General features: G+C 25.0%; 35 protein-coding genes and 2 pseudogenes. 11 read left to right on the top strand and 26 right to left on the bottom strand.

The genetic code is table 4. From position 1 onward, the window contains the following. Positions 1-36: 36 nt before the first annotated feature. Positions 37-1,359, top strand: a complete 1,323-nt coding sequence (locus MSROBK_RS10485; protein WP_040094555.1) for an Mbov_0401 family ICE element transposase-like protein — start codon at positions 37-39, stop codon at positions 1,357-1,359. Between the two features lie 169 nt (positions 1,360-1,528). On the opposite strand, the gene MSROBK_RS12410 is transcribed toward MSROBK_RS10485, so the two are convergent. From MSROBK_RS12410 to MSROBK_RS10470, 3 genes are read right to left on the bottom strand one after another with little or no spacing between them, the layout of a single operon-like run. Next, positions 1,529-1,681, bottom strand: coding sequence for a hypothetical protein (locus tag MSROBK_RS12410; protein WP_369123228.1), 153 nt, complete (start codon positions 1,679-1,681; stop codon positions 1,529-1,531). Then, positions 1,666-2,118: an IS5 family transposase gene (locus MSROBK_RS10475; protein WP_040092446.1), complete on the bottom strand. Its 453-nt coding sequence runs from the start codon at positions 2,116-2,118 to the stop codon at positions 1,666-1,668. The genes MSROBK_RS12410 and MSROBK_RS10475 overlap by 16 nt, the downstream gene beginning before the upstream one ends. A gap of 26 nt (positions 2,119-2,144) precedes the next feature. Beyond that, positions 2,145-2,360 (bottom strand): hypothetical protein, encoded by a 216-nt coding sequence (locus tag MSROBK_RS10470; protein ID WP_133165088.1) that lies wholly within the window; start codon positions 2,358-2,360, stop codon positions 2,145-2,147. Positions 2,361-2,988: 628 nt separating this feature from the next. On the opposite strand from MSROBK_RS10470, the gene MSROBK_RS10465 reads away from it, so the two are divergent. From MSROBK_RS10465 to MSROBK_RS14470, 3 genes are all read left to right on the top strand, one after another. Continuing rightward, positions 2,989-3,240, top strand: coding sequence for a hypothetical protein (locus tag MSROBK_RS10465; RefSeq protein WP_040094551.1), 252 nt, complete (start codon positions 2,989-2,991; stop codon positions 3,238-3,240). A 138-nt stretch (positions 3,241-3,378) separates the two neighbouring features. After that, the gene (locus MSROBK_RS14475; protein WP_040092446.1) at positions 3,379-3,831 is read left to right on the top strand and encodes an IS5 family transposase; all 453 of its coding nucleotides are present in this window, start codon (positions 3,379-3,381) and stop codon (positions 3,829-3,831) included. Further along, positions 3,816-4,214 carry a transposase family protein gene (locus MSROBK_RS14470; protein WP_242441474.1) on the top strand — a complete coding sequence of 133 codons (399 nt, stop codon included), beginning with the start codon at positions 3,816-3,818 and terminating at the stop codon, positions 4,212-4,214. The genes MSROBK_RS14475 and MSROBK_RS14470 overlap by 16 nt, the downstream gene beginning before the upstream one ends. A gap of 242 nt (positions 4,215-4,456) precedes the next feature. On the opposite strand, the gene MSROBK_RS10455 is transcribed toward MSROBK_RS14470, so the two are convergent. Continuing rightward, a complete protein-coding gene (locus MSROBK_RS10455; protein ID WP_040094545.1) occupies positions 4,457-5,515 on the bottom strand; it encodes a rod shape-determining protein in 1,059 nt (352 codons plus the stop codon). 249 nt (positions 5,516-5,764) lie between these two features. Beyond that, on the bottom strand, positions 5,765-6,814 hold the full coding sequence (locus MSROBK_RS10450) for a rod shape-determining protein (RefSeq protein ID WP_040094543.1): 1,050 nt from the start codon (positions 6,812-6,814) through the stop codon (positions 5,765-5,767). Between the two features lie 127 nt (positions 6,815-6,941). On the opposite strand from MSROBK_RS10450, the gene rnmV reads away from it, so the two are divergent. The 5 genes from rnmV (at position 6,942) to MSROBK_RS10425 (ending at position 9,597) form a co-directional block, all read left to right on the top strand. After that, positions 6,942-7,460, top strand: coding sequence for a ribonuclease M5 (rnmV, locus tag MSROBK_RS10445; protein WP_052443561.1), 519 nt, complete (start codon positions 6,942-6,944; stop codon positions 7,458-7,460). Positions 7,461-7,464: 4 nt separating this feature from the next. Continuing rightward, positions 7,465-8,316, top strand: a complete 852-nt coding sequence (gene rsmA / locus MSROBK_RS10440) for a 16S rRNA (adenine(1518)-N(6)/adenine(1519)-N(6))-dimethyltransferase RsmA (protein WP_040094538.1) — start codon at positions 7,465-7,467, stop codon at positions 8,314-8,316. Next, the gene (locus tag MSROBK_RS10435) at positions 8,316-9,059 is read left to right on the top strand and encodes a GHMP family kinase ATP-binding protein (RefSeq protein ID WP_040094536.1); all 744 of its coding nucleotides are present in this window, start codon (positions 8,316-8,318) and stop codon (positions 9,057-9,059) included. Before rsmA ends, MSROBK_RS10435 begins: the two co-directional genes overlap by 1 nt. Before the next feature lie 91 nt (positions 9,060-9,150). After that, positions 9,151-9,306: a hypothetical protein gene (locus tag MSROBK_RS10430; RefSeq protein WP_157944260.1), complete on the top strand. Its 156-nt coding sequence runs from the start codon at positions 9,151-9,153 to the stop codon at positions 9,304-9,306. Between the two features lie 69 nt (positions 9,307-9,375). Then, entirely contained in the window at positions 9,376-9,597 is a 222-nt protein-coding gene (locus MSROBK_RS10425) for a hypothetical protein (protein ID WP_040094534.1), read from the top strand. A gap of 161 nt (positions 9,598-9,758) precedes the next feature. Here the strand turns inward: MSROBK_RS10425 and MSROBK_RS14465 are convergent, their stop codons facing one another. The 12 genes from MSROBK_RS14465 to MSROBK_RS10375 form a co-directional block, all read right to left on the bottom strand. Continuing rightward, the gene (locus MSROBK_RS14465; RefSeq protein ID WP_416375431.1) at positions 9,759-10,157 is read right to left on the bottom strand and encodes a transposase; all 399 of its coding nucleotides are present in this window, start codon (positions 10,155-10,157) and stop codon (positions 9,759-9,761) included. Beyond that, positions 10,142-10,594 carry an IS5 family transposase gene (locus MSROBK_RS14460; RefSeq protein ID WP_040092647.1) on the bottom strand — a complete coding sequence of 151 codons (453 nt, stop codon included), beginning with the start codon at positions 10,592-10,594 and terminating at the stop codon, positions 10,142-10,144. Before MSROBK_RS14460 ends, MSROBK_RS14465 begins: the two co-directional genes overlap by 16 nt. Before the next feature lie 26 nt (positions 10,595-10,620). Then, positions 10,621-10,785, bottom strand: a complete 165-nt coding sequence (locus MSROBK_RS10415; protein ID WP_157944259.1) for a hypothetical protein — start codon at positions 10,783-10,785, stop codon at positions 10,621-10,623. A gap of 1 nt (position 10,786) precedes the next feature. Then, entirely contained in the window at positions 10,787-11,077 is a 291-nt protein-coding gene (locus tag MSROBK_RS10410) for a hypothetical protein (protein WP_040094530.1), read from the bottom strand. 24 nt (positions 11,078-11,101) lie between these two features. Next, positions 11,102-11,572 carry a hypothetical protein gene (locus MSROBK_RS10405; protein ID WP_040094528.1) on the bottom strand — a complete coding sequence of 157 codons (471 nt, stop codon included), beginning with the start codon at positions 11,570-11,572 and terminating at the stop codon, positions 11,102-11,104. Between the two features lie 212 nt (positions 11,573-11,784). After that, a complete protein-coding gene (locus tag MSROBK_RS10400) occupies positions 11,785-12,093 on the bottom strand; it encodes a hypothetical protein (RefSeq protein WP_040094523.1) in 309 nt (102 codons plus the stop codon). A gap of 234 nt (positions 12,094-12,327) precedes the next feature. Then, the gene (locus MSROBK_RS14455; protein WP_242441474.1) at positions 12,328-12,726 is read right to left on the bottom strand and encodes a transposase family protein; all 399 of its coding nucleotides are present in this window, start codon (positions 12,724-12,726) and stop codon (positions 12,328-12,330) included. Beyond that, a complete protein-coding gene (locus tag MSROBK_RS14450) occupies positions 12,711-13,163 on the bottom strand; it encodes a transposase family protein (RefSeq protein WP_040094520.1) in 453 nt (150 codons plus the stop codon). The genes MSROBK_RS14455 and MSROBK_RS14450 overlap by 16 nt, the downstream gene beginning before the upstream one ends. Positions 13,164-13,229: 66 nt before the next feature. After that, complete coding sequence (locus MSROBK_RS10390) at positions 13,230-14,009, bottom strand: IS3 family transposase (RefSeq protein WP_242441499.1); 780 nt, start codon at positions 14,007-14,009, stop codon at positions 13,230-13,232. 32 nt (positions 14,010-14,041) lie between these two features. Continuing rightward, on the bottom strand, positions 14,042-14,317 hold the full coding sequence (locus tag MSROBK_RS10385) for an IS3 family transposase (protein ID WP_040093310.1): 276 nt from the start codon (positions 14,315-14,317) through the stop codon (positions 14,042-14,044). 60 nt (positions 14,318-14,377) lie between these two features. Beyond that, positions 14,378-14,710, bottom strand: a complete 333-nt coding sequence (locus MSROBK_RS10380) for a hypothetical protein (protein ID WP_040094516.1) — start codon at positions 14,708-14,710, stop codon at positions 14,378-14,380. 41 nt (positions 14,711-14,751) lie between these two features. After that, positions 14,752-14,928: a hypothetical protein gene (locus MSROBK_RS10375; protein WP_159373279.1), complete on the bottom strand. Its 177-nt coding sequence runs from the start codon at positions 14,926-14,928 to the stop codon at positions 14,752-14,754. 278 nt (positions 14,929-15,206) lie between these two features. Here MSROBK_RS10375 and MSROBK_RS14445 point away from each other — a divergent pair, with 278 nt between their 5' ends. Further along, a complete protein-coding gene (locus MSROBK_RS14445; protein ID WP_040092446.1) occupies positions 15,207-15,659 on the top strand; it encodes an IS5 family transposase in 453 nt (150 codons plus the stop codon). Further along, positions 15,644-16,042: a transposase family protein gene (locus MSROBK_RS14440; protein ID WP_242441474.1), complete on the top strand. Its 399-nt coding sequence runs from the start codon at positions 15,644-15,646 to the stop codon at positions 16,040-16,042. The genes MSROBK_RS14445 and MSROBK_RS14440 overlap by 16 nt, the downstream gene beginning before the upstream one ends. A gap of 85 nt (positions 16,043-16,127) precedes the next feature. Here MSROBK_RS14440 and MSROBK_RS10365 read toward each other — a convergent pair whose 3' ends face one another. The 9 genes and pseudogenes from MSROBK_RS10365 to fba all read right to left on the bottom strand — a co-directional run bounded on the left by MSROBK_RS10365 (position 16,128) and on the right by fba (position 21,308). Beyond that, a complete protein-coding gene (locus tag MSROBK_RS10365; protein ID WP_157944258.1) occupies positions 16,128-16,298 on the bottom strand; it encodes a hypothetical protein in 171 nt (56 codons plus the stop codon). Continuing rightward, on the bottom strand, positions 16,291-16,437 hold the full coding sequence (locus tag MSROBK_RS10360) for a hypothetical protein (RefSeq protein ID WP_157944257.1): 147 nt from the start codon (positions 16,435-16,437) through the stop codon (positions 16,291-16,293). The genes MSROBK_RS10365 and MSROBK_RS10360 overlap by 8 nt, the downstream gene beginning before the upstream one ends. A gap of 1 nt (position 16,438) precedes the next feature. Then, complete coding sequence (locus MSROBK_RS10355; protein ID WP_157944256.1) at positions 16,439-16,603, bottom strand: hypothetical protein; 165 nt, start codon at positions 16,601-16,603, stop codon at positions 16,439-16,441. Then, positions 16,596-16,883: a hypothetical protein gene (locus MSROBK_RS10350; RefSeq protein WP_040094515.1), complete on the bottom strand. Its 288-nt coding sequence runs from the start codon at positions 16,881-16,883 to the stop codon at positions 16,596-16,598. Before MSROBK_RS10350 ends, MSROBK_RS10355 begins: the two co-directional genes overlap by 8 nt. Positions 16,884-16,995: 112 nt before the next feature. Beyond that, positions 16,996-17,130, bottom strand: a complete 135-nt coding sequence (locus MSROBK_RS12210; protein ID WP_255516852.1) for a hypothetical protein — start codon at positions 17,128-17,130, stop codon at positions 16,996-16,998. Positions 17,131-17,495: 365 nt separating this feature from the next. Beyond that, on the bottom strand, positions 17,496-17,732 hold the full coding sequence (locus tag MSROBK_RS10345; protein WP_040094513.1) for a hypothetical protein: 237 nt from the start codon (positions 17,730-17,732) through the stop codon (positions 17,496-17,498). Between the two features lie 198 nt (positions 17,733-17,930). Continuing rightward, positions 17,931-18,655, bottom strand: a pseudogene (gene budA, locus MSROBK_RS12205) (acetolactate decarboxylase). Between the two features lie 2 nt (positions 18,656-18,657). Continuing rightward, positions 18,658-20,326 (bottom strand): annotated as a pseudogene (gene alsS / locus MSROBK_RS10335) (acetolactate synthase AlsS). A gap of 91 nt (positions 20,327-20,417) precedes the next feature. After that, a complete protein-coding gene (gene fba, locus MSROBK_RS10330; protein WP_040094511.1) occupies positions 20,418-21,308 on the bottom strand; it encodes a class II fructose-1,6-bisphosphate aldolase in 891 nt (296 codons plus the stop codon). Positions 21,309-21,501 lie beyond the last annotated feature (193 nt).

The raw sequence follows: 21,501 nt of genomic DNA, 5'->3' as shown, positions 1-21,501 counted from the left end.
TAAAATATTTTTTTAATTAAGAAAGGAAATTATAAAATGGAATTAAAACAAAATTTATTAGGAAATTATAAAGAAAATAAAATAATAGAAACAAACAATGAAACTAAAAATTTCTTGATTGAAAGAGATAATGAGATATTTAAATTATATCAACAAGGAAAAATATTACAAGGATATAAGGTTGTATCAAAAATACCAAAAACAATTAAAACAGAAGATGGAGATATAAATTTAAAAAGACGAAGATATGTTAAATATGATGAAGAAAAAAATGAATATATAAACCACTATCCTTTGGATGAAGAATTAGGTTTAAAAAAATACCAAAGAAATGAACAAAATTTAATAAATAAAATTACTTCATTTTTAGGCGATGGAAAAAGATATAAAGATATTTTAGATACTGTCGAAAACGCTAATCTTAGTGAAAGAACAATATCTAATATTTTTAAAAATGCAGATTTAGAAGAAACCGATTACATTAGTAATAAAAATAACAATAAAATTAAAATTCCAAATAATGTTTTATATATTCAAATTGATGGGGCATTTGAACCTATGTGAGAAAATAAAAAAAGAGTTGAAAATAAAATATTTCTTTCAACTATGCATGTTGGTGTTGATGAAGAAAAATCAACAAAAAACAGAAAAAAAATGAAAAAGAAAAAAGGCGTTTTTCAAATGATGAATAAAAATCATAAGAATAAAAATGATAAATCTAATATTGATAATTTTATTGATAAAATTTTTAAATCAATGGATACTTATGATATTAATGAAGATACTAAAATATTAATATTAAGTGATGGTGAAAAACAAATTAAAAAAATTTATATAGCAATAAAAGCAAAAAATAAAAAAAACACCGTATCATATAGTTTAGATAAATTTCATTTAGTAAAAAGATTTAAAGAATTATTCCCAAATCGTAAGAAAAACCAAATTCATAGATTAAAATATAAATTATCAAAAATATATTTTTTTACTGGAAATTATGAAGTATTATTAGATTTTTTAATGTGTCATTTGCCCTATGTTATTGATAATAAAAAGAAAATTTTATTAGAAACTATTGAATTAATTAAAAATAATAAAGAAGGAATTGAAAATCAAGCATTAGAATATAATATTGGTTGTCACATGGAAGGTGATATATCACACTACATTAAGGCAGTTAAGGGGCGTGGCGCGAAAATATATTGTAAAGAAAAATTTATCAATATGTTAATTGCTTCAATGTTAAGACTTAATAGTAAAACAAATGAAGAAAAAATTGATAAAACTAATAAAAATAAAGAAAAAATTGAATTTAATATATTTAATTTAAATCAATCTAAAAAGCAATTTTTATCTTTATAAAAAATAAAAAACCTTTTAAAATTAGTAATAACTTTAAAAAGTATTTTTTAGTGTATCAAAATTCATAAATTTATAAATTATTTATTCAAATAAAAATTATGTTTTTAAAAAAGTTGAATTTTTTATAAATTTTGTTATCATTTAATTATAAGCGAAACTTAATTTGTTTCTAATTACTTAATTTTATTAAAAACCTCAAAATAATGTATACTACCGGGATTTTTGATTCTTTAAATAAAGCATAATCATGTTTTTTTCCGAGCGAAAAACTTGTTGCAATAATTTTTTTGGTTTCTTGTTCGATAATTACTTGTGTTTTGATCGTGTGTTTTTTCTTTTTACCAGAATAAGATTGTTTTTGTCTTTTTTTGGGCGTTGGATTGGAGTTTCGGTAGCATCAATAATAATAGTTTTATCATTAAAATAATCATTTATTAGTGCTTTTTTACCAGCAAGTTGTTGAAAATCAGAGTTTTTAATTAAAATATCTTCAATTCACTTAATATTACGATAACAATTAGCCTCACTAATATCAAAACTTTTACCAAGATGAAAATAAGTCTGATATTCTCGTCAATATAATAAAGTCATCAATAATCTATTTTCTAATGATAATTTATTAGTTTTACCACCTTTTTTAAATTTTTCTATTTCAGCAACTTTTAAAATATCTAACATTTTATTAAAAGTGGATTTTTTTATTCCTGTTAATCTTAACCATTCTCTATCATTAAGAGTATTAAATTTATTATTGTTCATATTTTTATGTCCTCATAAATTATATTTTATAATAATATTTTAATAAAAAAGGGTATCGCAAGAAGTCTATTAAATGTTATTACAAATACTGATTTAGGTGAACTACCTAATGATAACTCAGAAACAATTTTAGAAGTTATTCAAGAACTAAACGATATAGATATAAACCAAATACGAATTTCTTTTGCTCGCACTAATAATAATGGCAGTCAATCATGAATAATTCAACCAACTAGCGCCAATTCAATTTATTATGGTTCAAGAACTATTCATTTTCGTACTCATATTTTAACGCAGCAAGATTTAGATGAAATTTTAGGATCTCCATTAGAAAATGTTATTACAAACCCCGAATTAGGCGAACTACCTGATAATAACAAAGCGACCATTCTTGCTAAATTAAAAGAATTAAACCCCAAAATTACTAATATATATGATAATTTAGAAGTAGCAAATATTACCCCTAATTCAGCAATAATTACAAGTAATAATAAATATTATGGAGAAATAGAAGTAACCTTTACCATCAATAATAAAAGAAAACAACAATCCAACAATAACAACGGCGATGATTATCCCAATAAACGCCACAAAACAAATTCCACAACCACCCCAAAACCAGAAAATTCTAAAATAAGTGAAAACAAATTATCTAGTAGTTTAATAACAAAAAACATAAATTTAAATTGAAAAATAACTGGACAAATAACAAATGGTAAAAAAACCGAAATCAAACAAATAAATTTAATTAAATGGTCAGATTTTACAAATAATTTAAAAGAATTTAAAGAAAAATATAAACATATCAAATTTAATGATGTTATTGCACAAACCGACATAGTACACTATCAAACCGAGCGGGAGCTCAAAATGGAAAACGGCAATCTCAACGCCTACCCCGACTTAATCATCACAAAAAGTAATGATAGTGAAATTTATGTTGCATTTGAACGAACCCAAAAATCACCAAGTCGTTTTAAGAAAAAATTAGACGAACACACCAAATGACTACGCAAGGGCGGGCAAATATATTGAATTACCCCAACGCACAAACACTCGCCAATTGAATTCAACGCCAAATCGACAAAGATGACTTTAAAACAGAAAATCAAAAAGTCATAATTTGAAATACACAATAATTATGCTTGACAAGAATTAAACACCTACGAAATATGAAACAACTTAGATTAATAGACTTCTTGCGATACCCTTTTTTATTAAAATATTATTATAAAATATAATTTATGAGGACATAAAAATATGAACAATAATAAATTTAATACTCTTAATGATAGAGAATGGTTAAGATTAACAGGAATAAAAAAATCCACTTTTAATAAAATGTTAGATATTTTAAAAGTTGCTGAAATAGAAAAATTTAAAAAAGGTGGTAAAACTAATAAATTATCATTAGAAAATAGATTATTGATGACTTTATTATATTGACGAGAATATCAGACTTATTTTCATCTTGGTAAAAGTTTTGATATTAGTGAGGCTAATTGTTATCGTAATATTAAGTGAATTGAAGATATTTTAATTAAAAACTCTGATTTTCAACAACTTGCTGGTAAAAAAGCACTAATAAATGATTATTTTAATGATAAAACTATTATTATTGATGCTACCGAAACTCCAATCCAACGCCCAAAAAAAGACAAAAACAATCTTATTCTGGTGAAAAGAAAAAACACACGATCAAAACACAAGTAATTATCGAACAAGAAACCAAAAAAATTATTGCAACAAGTTTTTCGCTCGGAAAAAAACATGATTATGCTTTATTTAAAGAATCAAAAATCCCAATTTTAAAAAATACCAAATTAATAGTTGATAGTGGTTATCAAGGAATACAAAAAAATCACAATAATGTTCTAATACCTACAAAGAAAACAAAGAAAAACCCTTTAAACAAAGAACAAAAGCAATATAATAGACTAGTTTCAAAAATGAGAATTATTATTGAAAATATTTTTGCTATTCTTAAAAAATTTAAAATTATTACAGAAAAATATCGTAATCGAAGAAAAAGATTTGGTTTAAGATTTAATTTAATTGCCTCAATTTATAATTTACAATTATTATATTTAACATAAAATATTTATTTAAAATTAAATAATTTAAATAATAAATTAATTTTTCGTTGTGGAAAAATATTAAATTTTTAAATAAAAAACATAATTAATTAAAATTATATTTTTCTATTAGTATCTTTTTTACAAATATTTGCAATTTTTTAACAAGTAATGCAAGAAGTCTATTCTTACTTCACACCTTATATATTGTTATTTTATCATTTTTATAAAAATTATTGTCATAAAAAAAGATAAACATTTGTTTATCTATTTTTTTTGTTTTCTTCAATTAATCCATCTCTAATTTTTTTCTCATATGCAATGCAACCATCAATAACAGATGTTTCGGCATTTTTAGCAATACGAACTGGAATTTGGAAATAATCTGATAAAAATTCTTTAATTCCTGCGATTTGTCCACAGCCACCAGTAACTAAAATACCGTTAGCTACAGCATCACCAGCTAATTCAGCGGGTGTTTGTTCTAACACTTCAGTTATTAATTGTGTAATTGATGAAAAAACACTTATTAATAACTTTCTAATTTCTGAATCTAAAATTTCCGCTTCTTTTGGCATTCCTGTTACAACGTCTCTTCCAAAAATAATCATTTTTTTGTTTTCTTTTGTTTTATATAATGATCCAATTTGTTTTTTAATTTGTTCTGCTGTCACAACGCCAATTGAAATTGTATGTTTAGCGCGGATGTATTTTAAAATTTCTTCATCAATATAATTTCCGGCTGTTTTAATTGATTTGCTTTTAACAATTCCACCAGCTGAAATAATAGCGCAACTTGTTTTTCCACCACCAATGTCTAAAACAAAAGTTCCTTTTGGTGCAAAAATGTTTTCTCCGGCTCCTAGAGCAGCCATTAATGAATCTTCTTCAATTTTAACAAAATCTGCACCAATATTTTTACACATTTGGATTATTGCTCGTTTTTCTAAGTCTGTAACATTTTTTGGACATGCAATTAAAACAATAGCATTCTTTCATAAGTCAGCCACCTTTGCTTTTTTTCCTATTTGCTGAATAAATTCTTCAGCAATAGCTAAGTCTGTAACTGCTCCATTACGTAATGGTGTATAAATTTCAATTTTATCATGAGTTTTCCCAATTAACTTTTTAGCATCATATCCTAATGCAATTAGTTTATTAGTTCCAATTTCATATGCCATTACTGATGCTTCGTTGAAAATAATACCTCTCCCTGCAACATAAGCGATCGAATTAGTTGTCCCCAAATCTATAGCGATAAATTTACGAGGTGGCTTTGGTGAGATGTTGAATGTATTTTTCAATACGTCTGATATTGCCATCTTTAAAATGTCTCCTTCCGTTTATTGCTTAGTTAAAAACATAGCAATAATAAATAACATAATAATTTTCTTAAATATTAAACCCCTTAATAGTAATAAAAAATTCAATATCAAGTAATTTTATTATATATAAAATTAAGAGCAATTTGCAATTAAAAACAACAATTTAATTTTTTTTTTTTTTGGTGTTTTGTTTTATTTTATGCTCTTGTTAGAAAAAAAAGTATAATCTTAATATACTTTTAATTTTTATGCAATTTTGTATTCATTTGCTTCTAACAATTGGATTCTTTCAATTACAGCACCTAAGTTTTTTTCATATGTTTTAGCGCCATCAATTACACACATTAACGGATCATTTGCAGCTTTTACTTTTAATTGGAAAATTGATTCAAAATATTTAACAATTCCACGAATTAAAGCTCCGCCTCCACAAATTGTAATTCCATTTCTAATAACATCTCCTGCTAATTCAGGTGGTGTTTGTTCTAATACTTCAACTAATAAGTCTGTAATTCTTGAAAATGGTGCTAATAAAACGTTTTTAATTTCTTCAGGTTTAATCATTACTTCACGTGGTAATCCAGTAATAATATCACGCCCAAAGGCACGAACTGGTTTTTCATTAATTATTTTAACTAATGCTCCAATTTCTTTTTTAATTTGTTCGGCAGTTCTAATTCCAATTAAAACATTATACTCGGCACGAATGTATTTCTGAATTTCTTGATCTAAGTGTTTTCCAGCAACTTTAACTGATTTTGAAATTACAATATCACCTGCTGAAATAATTGCTATATCAGTTGTTCCTCCACCAATATCGATTACCAAGTTTCCTTGTGCTAATCCGATGTTTAAACCAGCTCCTAATGCTGCTAGTTTAACTTCTTCTTCAACTAAAACGTAACTTGCTCCCATATCTTTTGCGATTGCTCTTAAAGCACCACGTTCTAATTCTGTAACTCCACTTGGGCATGCTAATATTACTAGTGAATTTTTTCAAATTCCTGATAATTTTAATCTACTAAAAATGTGTTTTAATAAATCTTGGGCAGCATCCATATCTGAAATAACGCCATCAACTAAAGGTGTTACCATTCTAATATGTTCATGTGTTTTTCCAACCATTTTGTATGCTTCGTTCCCTAAGGTAATTAATGAGTTACTTAAGGTGTCATATGCCATCATTGAAGGTTCGTTATAAACAATCCCTTGTCCTGAAACATATGCTACTGTATTAGCTGTACCTAGGTCTAGAGCTAAAAATGAGTAATCTTTTCCAAATTTATAATTAGCCATATTTCTTTTTGCCTCCTACTCCTATATTTAAAATTTATCATTATTTTAATATAACAGTCTAGTATAATTATACTATAAAATTATGATAAATTAAACCAAAAAGATTTTTATGGGGGAAAAGGCGACAGTGGGAACATTCATTATTGTAGAAGGCAAAACAGATGCGGCAAAATTGAAAAGCATTTTTCCTGATCTTAAAATAATTGAAACTGGGGGGAGTGGAATTACAACAGAAAAGTTAGCATTAATTAAAAAAATTAGTTTACATAATAAAATAATAATTTTTACCGACCCTGATCATTCTGGTCAAAAATTGCGACAAATCATTAGTGATTATTTAGACAATAATTGTATTCATACTTTTATTGATAAAGTTGATGCAATTAGAGGAAAAAAGGTGGGGGTTGCAGAAGCTTCTATCTCCGCAATTAAAAATAGTATTAGCAATCTTATTACCTTTAGTAACAAGACTGGTGATAGTTTATTATGAAGTGATTATATTAATCTTGTTGATTCAAAATTAAAACGTCAAAAAATTATTAATTATTATAATTTATCTCTCATAAATAATAAAACAACATTTAAATATTTAAACTATATGAATATAACAAAAGATGATTTAATTAAAACTTTAGAGGAGAAATAATAATATGAAAAAACAAAATCAGGAAATGTGGGCAGAAGGAATTATTGCCAAAAAAAGTAAAGGCCAAAATTTTTTAACAAATTCTTATTTTATCAATAAAATTGTTAATAGTGTATTTGAATTTCCAAAAACCAATATTTTAGAAATTGGTCCGGGGATAGGAGCTTTAACCAATGAAATTTTATTAAAAGCAAATAAATTTGTTTGTGTTGAAATTGATCCTGATTTAGTAAAATATTTAACAGTAAAATTTCAAAATCAAAATTTTAAAATTATTGAAGCAGATATTTTAACACTTGATTTAGAAACATTGTTTGCAACTGAATTTCCAGATAATAATCCAATTAATATTATTTCAAATATTCCTTATTATATTACTTCTCCAATTATTTTTAAATTATTAAAAATAAAGAATCCAAAAGTAAAAGAAGTTGTTTTAATGATGCAAAAAGAAGTTGGTGATCGAATTATGGCTCAACCAAATTCAAGGGCGTATAATAATCTTTCGATTGTTTGTCAACTTTATAGTGATATTGAAAAAGTTTGTTTAGTTGGACGCAATAATTTTGTTCCTGTTCCTAAAGTCGATAGTGTTGTTCTAAAATTTAAACTAAATCGAAAATATCCTGATTTAAAAAATGAAGAAGATTTTATTGTATTTATTCGAGCAATGTTTGCGACAAAGCGAAAAACAATCTTAAATAATTTAGCAACTATTTTGCATAATAAAACATTGGCACAAAATATTTTATTAAAATTAAATTATTCTTTAACTTTACGATCAGAAAGATTAACCTTAAATGATTTTTATTTATTATATAATGAAGTTAAACAAAATGAGAAAGAAGGTCAATAATGCAAATTAAATCATATGGTAAATTTAATTTAACATTAAAAGTTTTTCGTAGAAATCGATGAAAAAAAATGCATCGAATTCAAAGTATTATTTTTCCTTATAAATTAGAATATGATATGCTTGAGGTTTTGCCTTATCAAGGCGTACAAACAATTTTTACTTGTAATAAAAAAGAACTTGATTGAAATAATAATACTGTTTTAGATGCTTATCATAAGTTCTTGATAGTATTTCCTAAATTTAAAACAATTTCGTTACATATTAATTTAATTAAAAACACAACAATTGGTTCCGGTTTAGGTTATTCGGCTAGTAATGCTGTTGCTGTTATTAAACTAATTTGTAATTTTTTTAAGATTAATTATTATTCAAAAAAAGTTAAAAAGTTAATTAAAAGTCTTAGTTCAGATGCTTTATTTTTTTACTTAGAAAGACCAGCAATTATTTCTGGCTGTGGTAATAAAATTACATATTTAACATCTAAACAAATTAAAAAATATGAAATTCCTAATCTTAAAGTTATTGATTCAAAAATTTCATCAATTACAAAAGATGTTTATCAAGAGTTTGATTATAATTATAACTATTATAAAACAAAGAAAAATACTAATACCTACTATAATATGCTGCAACAACCTGCTTTTAAAATTAATTCAAAGTTAAAAAAATTTTATATGACTTTAAAAAAAGAACACCAAAATGTTATGCTATCAGGTAGTGGGGGTGCTTTTTTAGTATGATAAATTAATTTTTGTAAGGTACCATACACATTTAAGAATTTAGCATAATACCGCGTAAAAGCGGTTTTTTACGTTTAAGAAGGAGAAATGTGATATGGAAAAAATTAACAGTATTATTAAACAAATAGAACAAGTAAAACAAATATGTGGTGATGATTTTAAAAAATGACCTAACAAAATGGCACATGAGACATTAAAAATGGTTTATGAAGAATTAAAAGAGGCAATTGATAATGGCAAAATATTGTAAAAAATGTCAATGTCCAGTAAATACGATTGATAGCGATTTATGTTTATTTTGTAAGGGAGGATACTAATAATGGCAAAAACAGTTATACAAATAAGCCAAGAGCAACAAATATATTTACAAGAAAGTTTAAGCAATAAAACATATAAAGATGTTTGTGATGAATTTATTGAATTATGTAAAAAATTAAGTTTAGATGATTATGAAAAAGGTAAATCAATGATGGAACATTTTAATAATTTTATCAATGCACAAATAGTAGGAAAACAAGAACTTTTAACTTGTCAACATTAGACTTCTTGCATTACTTGTTAAAAAATTGCAAATATTTGTAAAAAAGATACTAATAGAAAAATATAATTTTAATTAATTATGTTTTTTATTTAAAAATTTAATATTTTTCCACAACGAAAAATTAATTTATTATTTAAATTATTTAATTTTAAATAAATATTTTATGTTAAATATAATAATTGTAAATTATAAATTGAGGCAATTAAATTAAATCTTAAACCAAATCTTTTTCTTCGATTACGATATTTTTCTGTAATAATTTTAAATTTTTTAAGAATAGCAAAAATATTTTCAATAATAATTCTCATTTTTGAAACTGGTCTATTATATTGCTTTTGTTCTTTGTTTAAAGGGTTTTTCTTTGTTTTCTTTGTAGGTATTAGAACATTATTGTGATTTTTTTGTATTCCTTGATAACCACTATCAACTATTAATTTGGTATTTTTTAAAATTGGGATTTTTGATTCTTTAAATAAAGCATAATCATGTTTTTTTCCGAGCGAAAAACTTGTTTCAATAATTTTTTTGGTTTCTTGTTCGATAATTACTTGTGTTTTGATCGTGTGTTTTTTCTTTTTACCAGAATAAGATTGTTTTTGTCTTTTTTTGGGCGTTGGATTGGAGTTTCGGTAGCATCAATAATAATAGTTTTATCATTAAAATAATCATTTATTAGTGCTTTTTTACCAGCAAGTTGTTGAAAATCAGAGTTTTTAATTAAAATATCTTCAATTCACTTAATATTACGATAACAATTAGCCTCACTAATATCAAAACTTTTACCAAGATGAAAATAAGTCTGATATTCTCGTCAATATAATAAAGTCATCAATAATCTATTTTCTAATGATAATTTATTAGTTTTACCACCTTTTTTAAATTTTTCTATTTCAGCAACTTTTAAAATATCTAACATTTTATTAAAAGTGAATTTTTTTATTCCTGTTAATCTTAACCATTCTCTATCATTAAGAGTATTAAATTTATTATTGTTCATATTTTTATGTCCTCATAAATTATATTTTATAATAATATTTTAATAAAAAAGGGTATCGCAAGAAGTCTATTATTATTTGCAATTGATACTAAATTACTTTTAAATCTTCTAATTTCATTTTCATCTGAAAACTTACTTTTTATTCAATCAGTTGCTACATCTGTTCTTAAAAAATCAACAATATTTGTCATATTATTTTCCTCCTTTATTTATTTTAAAATTAATACCTTTAATACCAATTAATTTAGTATCTGTATTTGTATCTCATTGTGCTTTAATTGTGTTTTTAAATAACTTCTCATCAACAATTAAATATTTAATTAATTGCTTTAATTCATATTGATTAGCATTTTCTAAAAAATCATTATTAATTCCAATTACTTCAATATCTTTAATTAATAATTTTTCTTTAATTATATTAATACCAACTTTTTTAAGTTGTTTTGGATCAAGTGATTTATCAATTTGCTCAATTTTTTCCATGACGCGAACTTGTTCATCTTGAATTTAATCTATATCAAGACCCATATCTTCACTTAAATCATTAGCTTCTTCAATTAACACTTGTTTTTTTAATTCTTCTTCTTTAAATAATTGATCTTGCTTTATAAAACGAGCTTGTGTCATATTATTTTTAATTTCAATTTTATGATTTTGTAAATAATTTTCAAATGTAATAGTATTAGTACGAATTCGATTTAATTCATCTTTAAAATTTTTAATTAATTGTAATGGCTCACGAAATAATATATCAACTTTATCCATTGCAGCTGGCATATCTTTTAAATGAATATTTTCATATTGACTAGTATTTCAAAGATTACGATGTCGCATAATAAAATCTGCAAACTCCTCTCCATTTTCATCAATTCATTTTTTAATAGGTAATGCTAACATTGATAAGTTTTTAAAATCTGCTCCCGTTATTGAAAATGGGTATATTACATTTTTAATAGTATTTTTAACAATATCACTCATAATTATTCCTCTTTAACAATTTTCAATCGTAATAAATTTTTAATTCACTTGTTTTTGAAAAATTAAAATATAATTCTGATAATGTTAATATGTCAATAGAATTATCTTTTCAATAACACTTATATTTTTTATCTTTTCCTTTATTTCAATTTACACTAATAAATGTTAATCAAGCATTTTTTATATTCATTATTTCATTCTTCCTTTACTATCTAATTCCATTTTGAATTTACATCCATTTTTTGGTCTTTTTTTTCTATTGGTTTGATATGCAGATGTAATTCATAACAATATTTACAAAGACAGTGTTTTTCTAATTCCATAATTTCTTTATCTTTTTCTTCAAGTTTTTCTTTACATTCATACGAGACTTTTTGAACAATATCAGCATATATTTTTATTGATTCTTCGTGTGCTTGTAAAATATTATTTAATAAATGATAATAATTAATTTCTTGGTTAAATCAACCAGTTTCTTCATCTATATTTTCTTCTATTAATTCTTTAACTGTTTTATTCATTATCTTCTTCCTTACTTGGAATGGCAAGGGTTTTTTGGAAAAATTTTATGTAGAGTAAAGATTTTTATATTAGACTTCTTGCATTACTTGTTAAAAAATTGCAAATATTTGTAAAAAAGATACTAATAGAAAAATATAATTTTAATTAATTATGTTTTTTATTTAAAAATTTAATATTTTTCCACAACGAAAAATTAATTTATTATTTAAATTATTTAATTTTAAATAAATATTTTATGTTAAATATAATAATTGTAAATTATAAATTGAGGCAATTAAATTAAATCTTAAACCAAATCTTTTTCTTCGATTACGATATTTTTCTGTAATAATTTTAAATTTTTTAAGAATAGCAAAAATATTTTCAATAATAATTCTCATTTTTGAAACTAGTCTATTATATTGCTTTTGTTCTTTGTTTAAAGGATTTTTCTTTGTTTTCTTTGTAGGTATTAGAACATTATTGTGATTTTTTTGTATTCCTTGATAACCACTATCAACTATTAATTTGGTATTTTTTAAAATTGGGATTTTTGATTCTTTAAATAAAGCATAATCATGTTTTTTTCCGAGCGAAAAACTTGTTGCAATAATTTTTTTGGTTTCTTGTTCGATAATTACTTGTGTTTTGATCGTGTGTTTTTTCTTTTTACCAGAATAAGATTGTTTTTGTCTTTTTTTGGGCGTTGGATTGGAGTTTCGGTAGCATCAATAATAATAGTTTTATCATTAAAATAATCATTTATTAGTGCTTTTTTACCAGCAAGTTGTTGAAAATCAGAGTTTTTAATTAAAATATCTTCAATTCACTTAATATTACGATAACAATTAGCCTCACTAATATCAAAACTTTTACCAAGATGAAAATAAGTCTGATATTCTCGTCAATATAATAAAGTCATCAATAATCTATTTTCTAATGATAATTTATTAGTTTTACCACCTTTTTTAAATTTTTCTATTTCAACAACTTTTAAAATATCTAACATTTTATTAAAAGTGGATTTTTTTATTCCTGTTAATCTTAACCATTCTCTATTATTAAGAGTATTAAATTTATTATTGTTCATATTTTTATGTCCTCATAAATTATATTTTATAATAATATTTTAATAAAAAGGGGTATCGCAAGAAGTCTATTCAATTGGTGTTAAATAATTTAATTTGCTGTGAATTCGTACATTATTGTATCAATTAACATAGTCAAATAATTCTAATTTAAATTGTTCAATATTTTTAAATTTTCTGTTTTTAATTAATTCTGTTTTTAAAATTTTATAGGTTGATTCAGAAACAGCATTATCATAAGGACAGCCTGGTTTACTATAAGATTTTGCAACATTGTTTTTAGCTAAAAGATTGTAAATGATATTGTTATTAAATTCGCTGCCTTGATCAGTATGAAATATTTTAATATTATCTAAAGAAAAACTAAGCTTTTTAAAAGTATTTTCAACTAATTTGGCATCTTTATGAGAACTAACATCATAACCAATAACTTCACGATTAAATAAATCAATTAGAAAGCACACATAATATCATTTGCTATTGATAGCAACTTGTGTTAAATCACTGACAACAACTTCATGTAGTTTATAATTATTAAATTCTTGATTTAACAAATTATGATATTTGTATATAGCGTTTTTGTTACTTTGATGTTTATATTTAAGTTTTGTATAATTGGAAATTAAGTTATATCTTTGCATTATTTTACTAATTTTTATTCGTGATAATAAAATATTTTGTTGTGCTAACATAACTTTAATTTTTCTTGTGCCATAATTTTTACGACTTTTTAAGAAAATAATGATAACAGCATTATCAATAGTATGGTTTGATTTAGGATTATTTGATTTCAATTGATAATAAAACTTTGATCTAGGAACTTTTAGTGTTTTGCATAAATTAGTAATTGCATATTTTTCTTTGTTGTTTTTAATAATTACTATTTTTTGCCTATTATCAGTGTGGCTTGCTTTAAAATATCATTTTCCATTCGTAATTGTTTAATTTCTTTTCTTAGATGAATTAGTTCATTTTCTTCTGGGCTTCGATTATCTTTTGCTTTAAATGAACCAGAATTATTGAATTCATGAATTCATTTTCAAACTGTTGATTTACCGACCTGATAGTCACTGGACAATTGTTTTGCTGTTTTACCTGTTTTATAAAGACTAACAATTTGTTGTTTAAATTCATCGGTATAATGATTCTTTGCCATAATTACACCTCCATTTATTAATTTAATTATAATCCTTACTCCACATTATTGTTGTCCAATTTATCTTAACCCATCCATACTATTTAATTTCTCATATTTTGAATTGTCTTTTAATTTAATAGTTATATTTTTATCTCCTGTTATAAGATTCATTTTATTAACAATATAATCAAAATCTTCTTTATATAATTGTTTATCTTCATAATTATTTAATAAATGATGTAATCTTTTAATATCATCTATTTTTAATTTATTAAGTTCATATAAATTTTCAATTATTTTATTTTTTTCAATAATTTCTTTTTCTAATTTTTTAATTTTATCTTCTAAATGCATTTTATTAATTGTTTTAATTTCTATATTTGACATATTATTAATATCTTTCATTGTCATTTTGTTCATCCTCTTTACTTTCTAATTTCTCATATTTTAAATTATATGAATAATAATTCTTCTAATTTATTTCTTATAGCAGGTGTATTTGATAATGTTGTATTTCAATTTATATATAAGCAATTTGCACATCTTACATTAATATTTCCGGTAATATCACACATACTAACTATCTTAGTTAAATGTTTACACCCTGCATTGTGTTGTGTTTCATCCATTATTCTTGCTCCTTTTTATTTTTTAATTTGTCATAATCTGAATTTTCTTTTAAAACTCATATTTCTACATAATTTTTATAACTACCACTTATATCATGATAACCCACAGCAACATTATTTAGTTCAAAATCTTCTTTAAATAATTGTTTTTGTTGTAATTCATAATTATTAGATACAAGTTCCTCTCATTTATTTTCTAAATTTTTAATAGACTTCTTGCGATACCCTTTTTTATTAAAAATATTATTATAAAATATAATTTATGAGGACATAAAAATATGAACAATAATAAATTTAATACTCTTAATGATAGAGAATGGTTAAGATTAACAGGAATAAAAAAATCCACTTTTAATAAAATGTTAGATATTTTAAAAGTTGCTGAAATAGAAAAATTTAAAAAAGGTGGTAAAACTAATAAATTATCATTAGAAAATAGATTATTGATGACTTTATTATATTGACGAGAATATCAGACTTATTTTCATCTTGGTAAAAGTTTTGATATTAGTGAGGCTAATTGTTATCGTAATATTAAGTGAATTGAAGATATTTTAATTAAAAACTCTGATTTTCAACAACTTGCTGGTAAAAAAGCACTAATAAATGATTATTTTAATGATAAAACTATTATTATTGATGCTACCGAAACTCCAATCCAACGCCCAAAAAAAGACAAAAACAATCTTATTCTGGTAAAAAGAAAAAACACACGATCAAAACACAAGTAATTATCGAACAAGAAACCAAAAAAATTATTGCAACAAGTTTTTCGCTCGGAAAAAAACATGATTATGCTTTATTTAAAGAATCAAAAATCCCAATTTTAAAAAATACCAAATTAATAGTTGATAGTGGTTATCAAGGAATACAAAAAAATCACAATAATGTTCTAATACCTACAAAGAAAACAAAGAAAAACCCTTTAAACAAAGAACAAAAGCAATATAATAGACTAGTTTCAAAAATGAGAATTATTATTGAAAATATTTTTGCTATTCTTAAAAAATTTAAAATTATTACAGAAAAATATCGTAATCGAAGAAAAAGATTTGGTTTAAGATTTAATTTAATTGCCTCAATTTATAATTTACAATTATTATATTTAACATAAAATATTTATTTAAAATTAAATAATTTAAATAATAAATTAATTTTTCGTTGTGGAAAAATATTAAATTTTTAAATAAAAAACATAATTAATTAAAATTATATTTTTCTATTAGTATCTTTTTTACAAATATTTGCAATTTTTTAACAAGTAATGCAAGAAGTCTAATTAATTTATCTTTTTTAACAATTTCGTTTTCATGTGGTTGTATAATATCATCTAAATTAACATCATATATTTCTTTAACTGTTTTATTCATGTTTTATTTCCTCCAAATTCATATCCATAATTAAATTATCAATATACTCATAAGCACTATCTTCTGAATAACATTCTTCTAATGCTAAATTAAATAAATCTTCCTCTGTATAAAGTTTGCCTTCTTCATCTTTTCACATATTATTCATATCCTTGTCATTTAATATTTTCATTTTCTAAATCAATAATAGTTGTTCTAAAAGAAGAGTTTTCTTCCGCTGTAATTTTTGCTTCTTCTAATGTATAAAAAAATAAAGTATTTGTTGTATATTTAGTATTAATTACTAATAAGTATCTTTTATTCATAATTTATCACCTCGTAATCTGCTTCTTCATCTTCTAAATAATCACTAATTAAACCTTTAACTTCATTAATTTGATATCTTTTCAAATTCAAGTCAAAATTTATTGGCAACAAAACATTGCCCATCCATCGTTCTTCATTACCAAATTTAAGATATAAATTTAATTCTCAATTTTCATTATCACTATCAATTTGTGCATAAATAATATCTTTATTACTAATTTTTAATGCTTTATTATTAATTCATTTTTCATTTAAGTAATCACTAATACAATATGACATTTTTAATTCCTCCTAATTCTGTTTACCTAATGCTCAATGTTCATCAGTCATATCTTCAAATGATACTGAATAACTTTTAAGCATTAATTGATTTAATTTATTAATTAATTTTTTATTTAACTTTTTCATTTTTATTTAATTCCTTACTATTTTCTATTCTTGCTCTTTCATTAGCACGCTCAATTTTTTTCTTATGTAATTGCTTTTTACTTAAAAACTTTCAAGGTTTTTTATTTAATTTGTTCATAAATACCTCCGTTTGTTTAATAATAGACAGTTGTTTTTTTCTTTTGGCACCAGAGAGTTTTCTCTCTCTTCTTCCGCACCATTTCAGGTCAAAGCGTTCAGTTTTTAAAATAAATTTACTTGCATCTTGAAGAGCCTAATGCTATACGCAAATTTATTTATAAAGTCACTATCTCTATTTTTTATTGTCGTTCGATATTAACCTTGGACTTATCACGACTATCGTTTAGTTCTAATGAACCAACGCCGATTTACATTTTTCCTCATACACTATTTCAGTACTTGCCTCGGATGGCTGTGAGAATGAGTTTAAACTCATGTTCTTATGGAAGCACTTAGTTATTAAAATAACCGTCCCACTCTGCATTAAGTTGTTTTATAAAATCAAAGTTTTAAAAAACCAGTTTCATAATCAAACATAATTTTTGAATTTTCTAAGCGTTTATAAAATCGCTTTTGGTTTTTATCTTTTACTTTATTCAATAAATTTCTATGTTTTTCACAAGTTCATAAAACTTTATTTGATACAAATTCTTCGGTAATGAATGATATTGATTTATAGCAATCATTAACATCACATATTTTTTGTTGTTTAATTATCATTACCTCCTTTTAGGAGTTGTTTTATTTCAAATAAAAAAACAACCCTAACAAGAGTTGTTTTTTGGAGTTTCATCGTACACGATGCCATATAAATAACTAAATTGTAAAATTAATTACAAAAATAAAAAAATTTTTATAAAACTTTTTTTATTTTAAATTATTAAATTTGTTTTAGTTTTAAAAATCATATAATTAAAATTACTCTTTTGCTTTTTCTACTAATTCAATTTCATGTTGTAATTCTTTACTCATTAACTCTTTAGTTAAATATTCAGCCGTTGTTGGTAACTCTAAATCAATCTTTGAGAAATAAGATATTTCAATAACTCCCGTTTCTAATATAAAGTCAAAAACATGACCACCAGTATCTTTTGTTGCACTAATAAAGTGTAAATGGAAACCATGCACCCCTAACGTATTTGCAAAAGCAGGTGTCCAAAAGCCAATAATATCACCTATTACATTTTTGCTTGCAACTACCGCTTGATGAGCAGTTGCTTGTAACAATGTTGGATATGGTTTTTCTTGACGTGAAACTGTTCGTGTTTTCATTTCTAAAAATGAACCATTAATTTTAATTCCATAAAATAAATTAGAACTTGGTAAATTTTCAAGAATAATTTTTTGAACTGTTTCATAATTACTTTGTTGTGAAATAACAATTTTTTTATGTTGTTCAAAAAAGCCACTGAAGCAAAAGGTGTTGTCATATCTAAATTAACTAAATTAACCTTTCCATCAGCTTTTAATTGATAAGAATGACCATCTAAAACAACTAATTCACCATCCAAATGATCGAAAGTTCCTAAACCAAAATCACCTTGTTTTAATAAAGTGTGAAAATCAAGCACCCCATCAAAGTTACCAGACGCTAGACTTGTAATTGTTGAAAATTGATAAATTGTCCCATATTTTTGACTCATAACTAATAAATCTCTTTCTCTAATAATGTTTTTCCTAATAAAATATTTTCACTATAATCAACTGGGATATCAACAACAACTGGTTTATTAGCAGCAAAAGCTCTTTGCAAGACATCTTCTAATTCGCTTGGATGATTAACTCGCATTCCAATTACTCCAAAACTTTCAGCATATTTAACAAAATCAACTGGTCCCAATTCAACTCCTGATGTTCGGTTGTATTTCATATTTTGTTGAAAAGCCACCATATCAAAAGTTCCATCAGTTAAAATTAAATGAATAATTGGTAAATTTAAACGTACCGCAGTTTCTAATTCCATTGCTGAAAATAGAAAACCACCATCTCCTGACATTGAAATTACTTTTTTGCCAGGACGAACTAATGCTGCTCCAATTGCTCATGGCAAAGCAACTCCTAATGTTTGCATTCCATTACTAAATAATAATGTTCGCGGTTCATATGAACGAAAATGACATGCCATTCATATATACAATGACCCAACATCAACAGTGACCGTCATATCATCACTAATTAATTTTCGAACAGTATGAATAATATGTAACGGATGTGTTAAATCTGATTTTTCACTATGCTTTAGATTTTGACCATCTTCTAATTTTAATTTTAAATTATCTAAAATTTTATTTTCGTTTGCCGCTAATGATAACTTATCAAACCCAGCAGCAAATTTTTGAAGCGTCTTAGCAATATCACCAACAAGTTCTAATGTTGGCTGATAGTAATTATCAATATCAGCAATCACTTCATCAATATGAATAATTTTACTATCTTTATTTTTATTTCATACTTTTGGATCATATTCAACTGGATCATAACCAATTGCAATAACTAAGTCAGCACAATCTAACAGGATATCTCCTGGTTGGTTTTTAAATAGTCCAACTCGACCATAAAAATGTTGTTCTAAGTCTCGTGAAATAACTCCCGCCGCTTGAAAAGTTTCAACAACTGGCAATTTTGTTTTTTCAACAATTTTACGAATTGCAGCTGTTGTAATTGCGTCAGAAGAACGCATTCCCAATAATAGAACTGGCAATTTAGCCTGCTTAATTTCAGCAATTAAACTAATAATTTTCTCATCATATGCTGAACCTAAAATCATAATTTGATGAAAGAACTAACGCCTCATGCTGAATATCTTCGGCATTGAAAATATCTTGGGGTAACGAGACAAAAGCAGCCCCTTTTCGTCCTGTTGTTGCTTCTCGAAAAGCATTCGCCAATGCTTCTGAAATATTATTTGGATGAACTACTTCTTTACTATACTTTGTAATTGGTTGAAACAAAGCAGCATTGTCCATTGCCTGGTGTGTTCTTTTTAGACTATCTTCGCGACCAACATTCCCGGCAATCGCAACAACGGGATCACCTTCAGAGTTAGCTGTCACCAAACCTGTTGCAAGATTTGAAGCCCCCGGCCCACTTATAACTAAAACAACTCCTGGCTCACCAGTAATTCTTCCAACTGCTGCCGCTATAAAAGCAGCATTTTGTTCATGCCTTGTTAAAATTAATTCCGGACCACGATCAACTAAAACATCAAAAACCTTATCAATTTTAGCTCCTGGAATCCCAAAAATATATTTGACATTTTGGTTGATTAAAGTATCAACCACAATATCAGCACCTGTTTTTTTATTTTTACTCATTTCTATCCCTCCTGAGTTCTATAGTAAATATAACACCAGTATCATTTAACAATGAAACCTCAGAAAAAACATTTCAGATTTGAAATGTTTTTTAAGCTTTACCTTTGCAACCAAATCATGCTGTTAATTCATCAAATGTTGTTTTGATTGCTTCATAACCTGGCTTCAATAATTTACGTGGATCAAACCCTTTCCCATTTTCTGGTTTATCTTTCCCCGCTTCAATATATTGTCTTGTTGCCGCAGCAAAGGCAATTTGTAATTCAGTATTAACATTAATCTTGCTAATTCCTAATGAAATCGCTTTTTTAACTTGTTCTTGCGGAATACCACTTCCACCATGTAAAACCATTCCAATTTTAGCAGCGGTTTGAATATCTTCTAATGCTTGAAAATTTAATCCTGGCCATCCTGTTGGATAGGGTCCATGAATATTTCCAATTCCTGCTGCTAAGAAATCAATCCCTGTTGCAACCATTTCAGACGCTTCTTTTGGATCACCGATTTCACCAGTACCAACAACACCGTCTTCTTCACCACCAATTGTTCCAATTTCAGCTTCAACTGAAACGGCATTTGGTTTGGCATAAGCTACCACTTCTTTTGTATTTATCACATTTTCAGCAAACGGATGATGACTACCATCATACATTACTGAAGAAAATCCAGCATCAATTGCCTTTTTACAACTTTCTACTGATTGACCATGATCTAAATGTAATGCTACTGGAACCGTAATTTCCAATGAATCTAATAACGCATTAACCATTGCAACAACTAAGTTATAACCTCCCATATATTTAATTGCTCCTTCTGAAGCACCTAAAATAATTGGTGTATTTGTTGCTTGTGCCACTTCTAATAATGCTTTGGTTCATTCTAGATTATTAATGTTAAAATGACCAACCGCATATTTATTCTGGTGTGCTTTTTTAATCATTTCACTAGCATTAACTAGTTTTTTATGATATTTTTGTTCCATAATTTTTTCCCTTCTAAATATAAAATCTCACGTTATTATTATAAACTTTTTATTATAAAAAATCGTAACAAAACAAAGCATTTTCTTAATTTTATCCAATTTACCAAAACTTACCAAAAAAAGTAGAAAAAAGTAATGATTTTTAAAAATTTTACTCACTTTGCAAAATCCTATGTTATTATGAAATTACTAT

It is taken from the genome of Spiroplasma poulsonii (genome assembly GCF_009866525.1).
GTDB classification, from domain to species: Bacteria; Bacillota_I; Bacilli_A; order Mycoplasmatales; family Mycoplasmataceae; genus Spiroplasma; species Spiroplasma poulsonii.
Note: the sequence above shows the minus strand (reverse complement) of the source record. Positions and strands in the feature narration are given on the sequence as shown.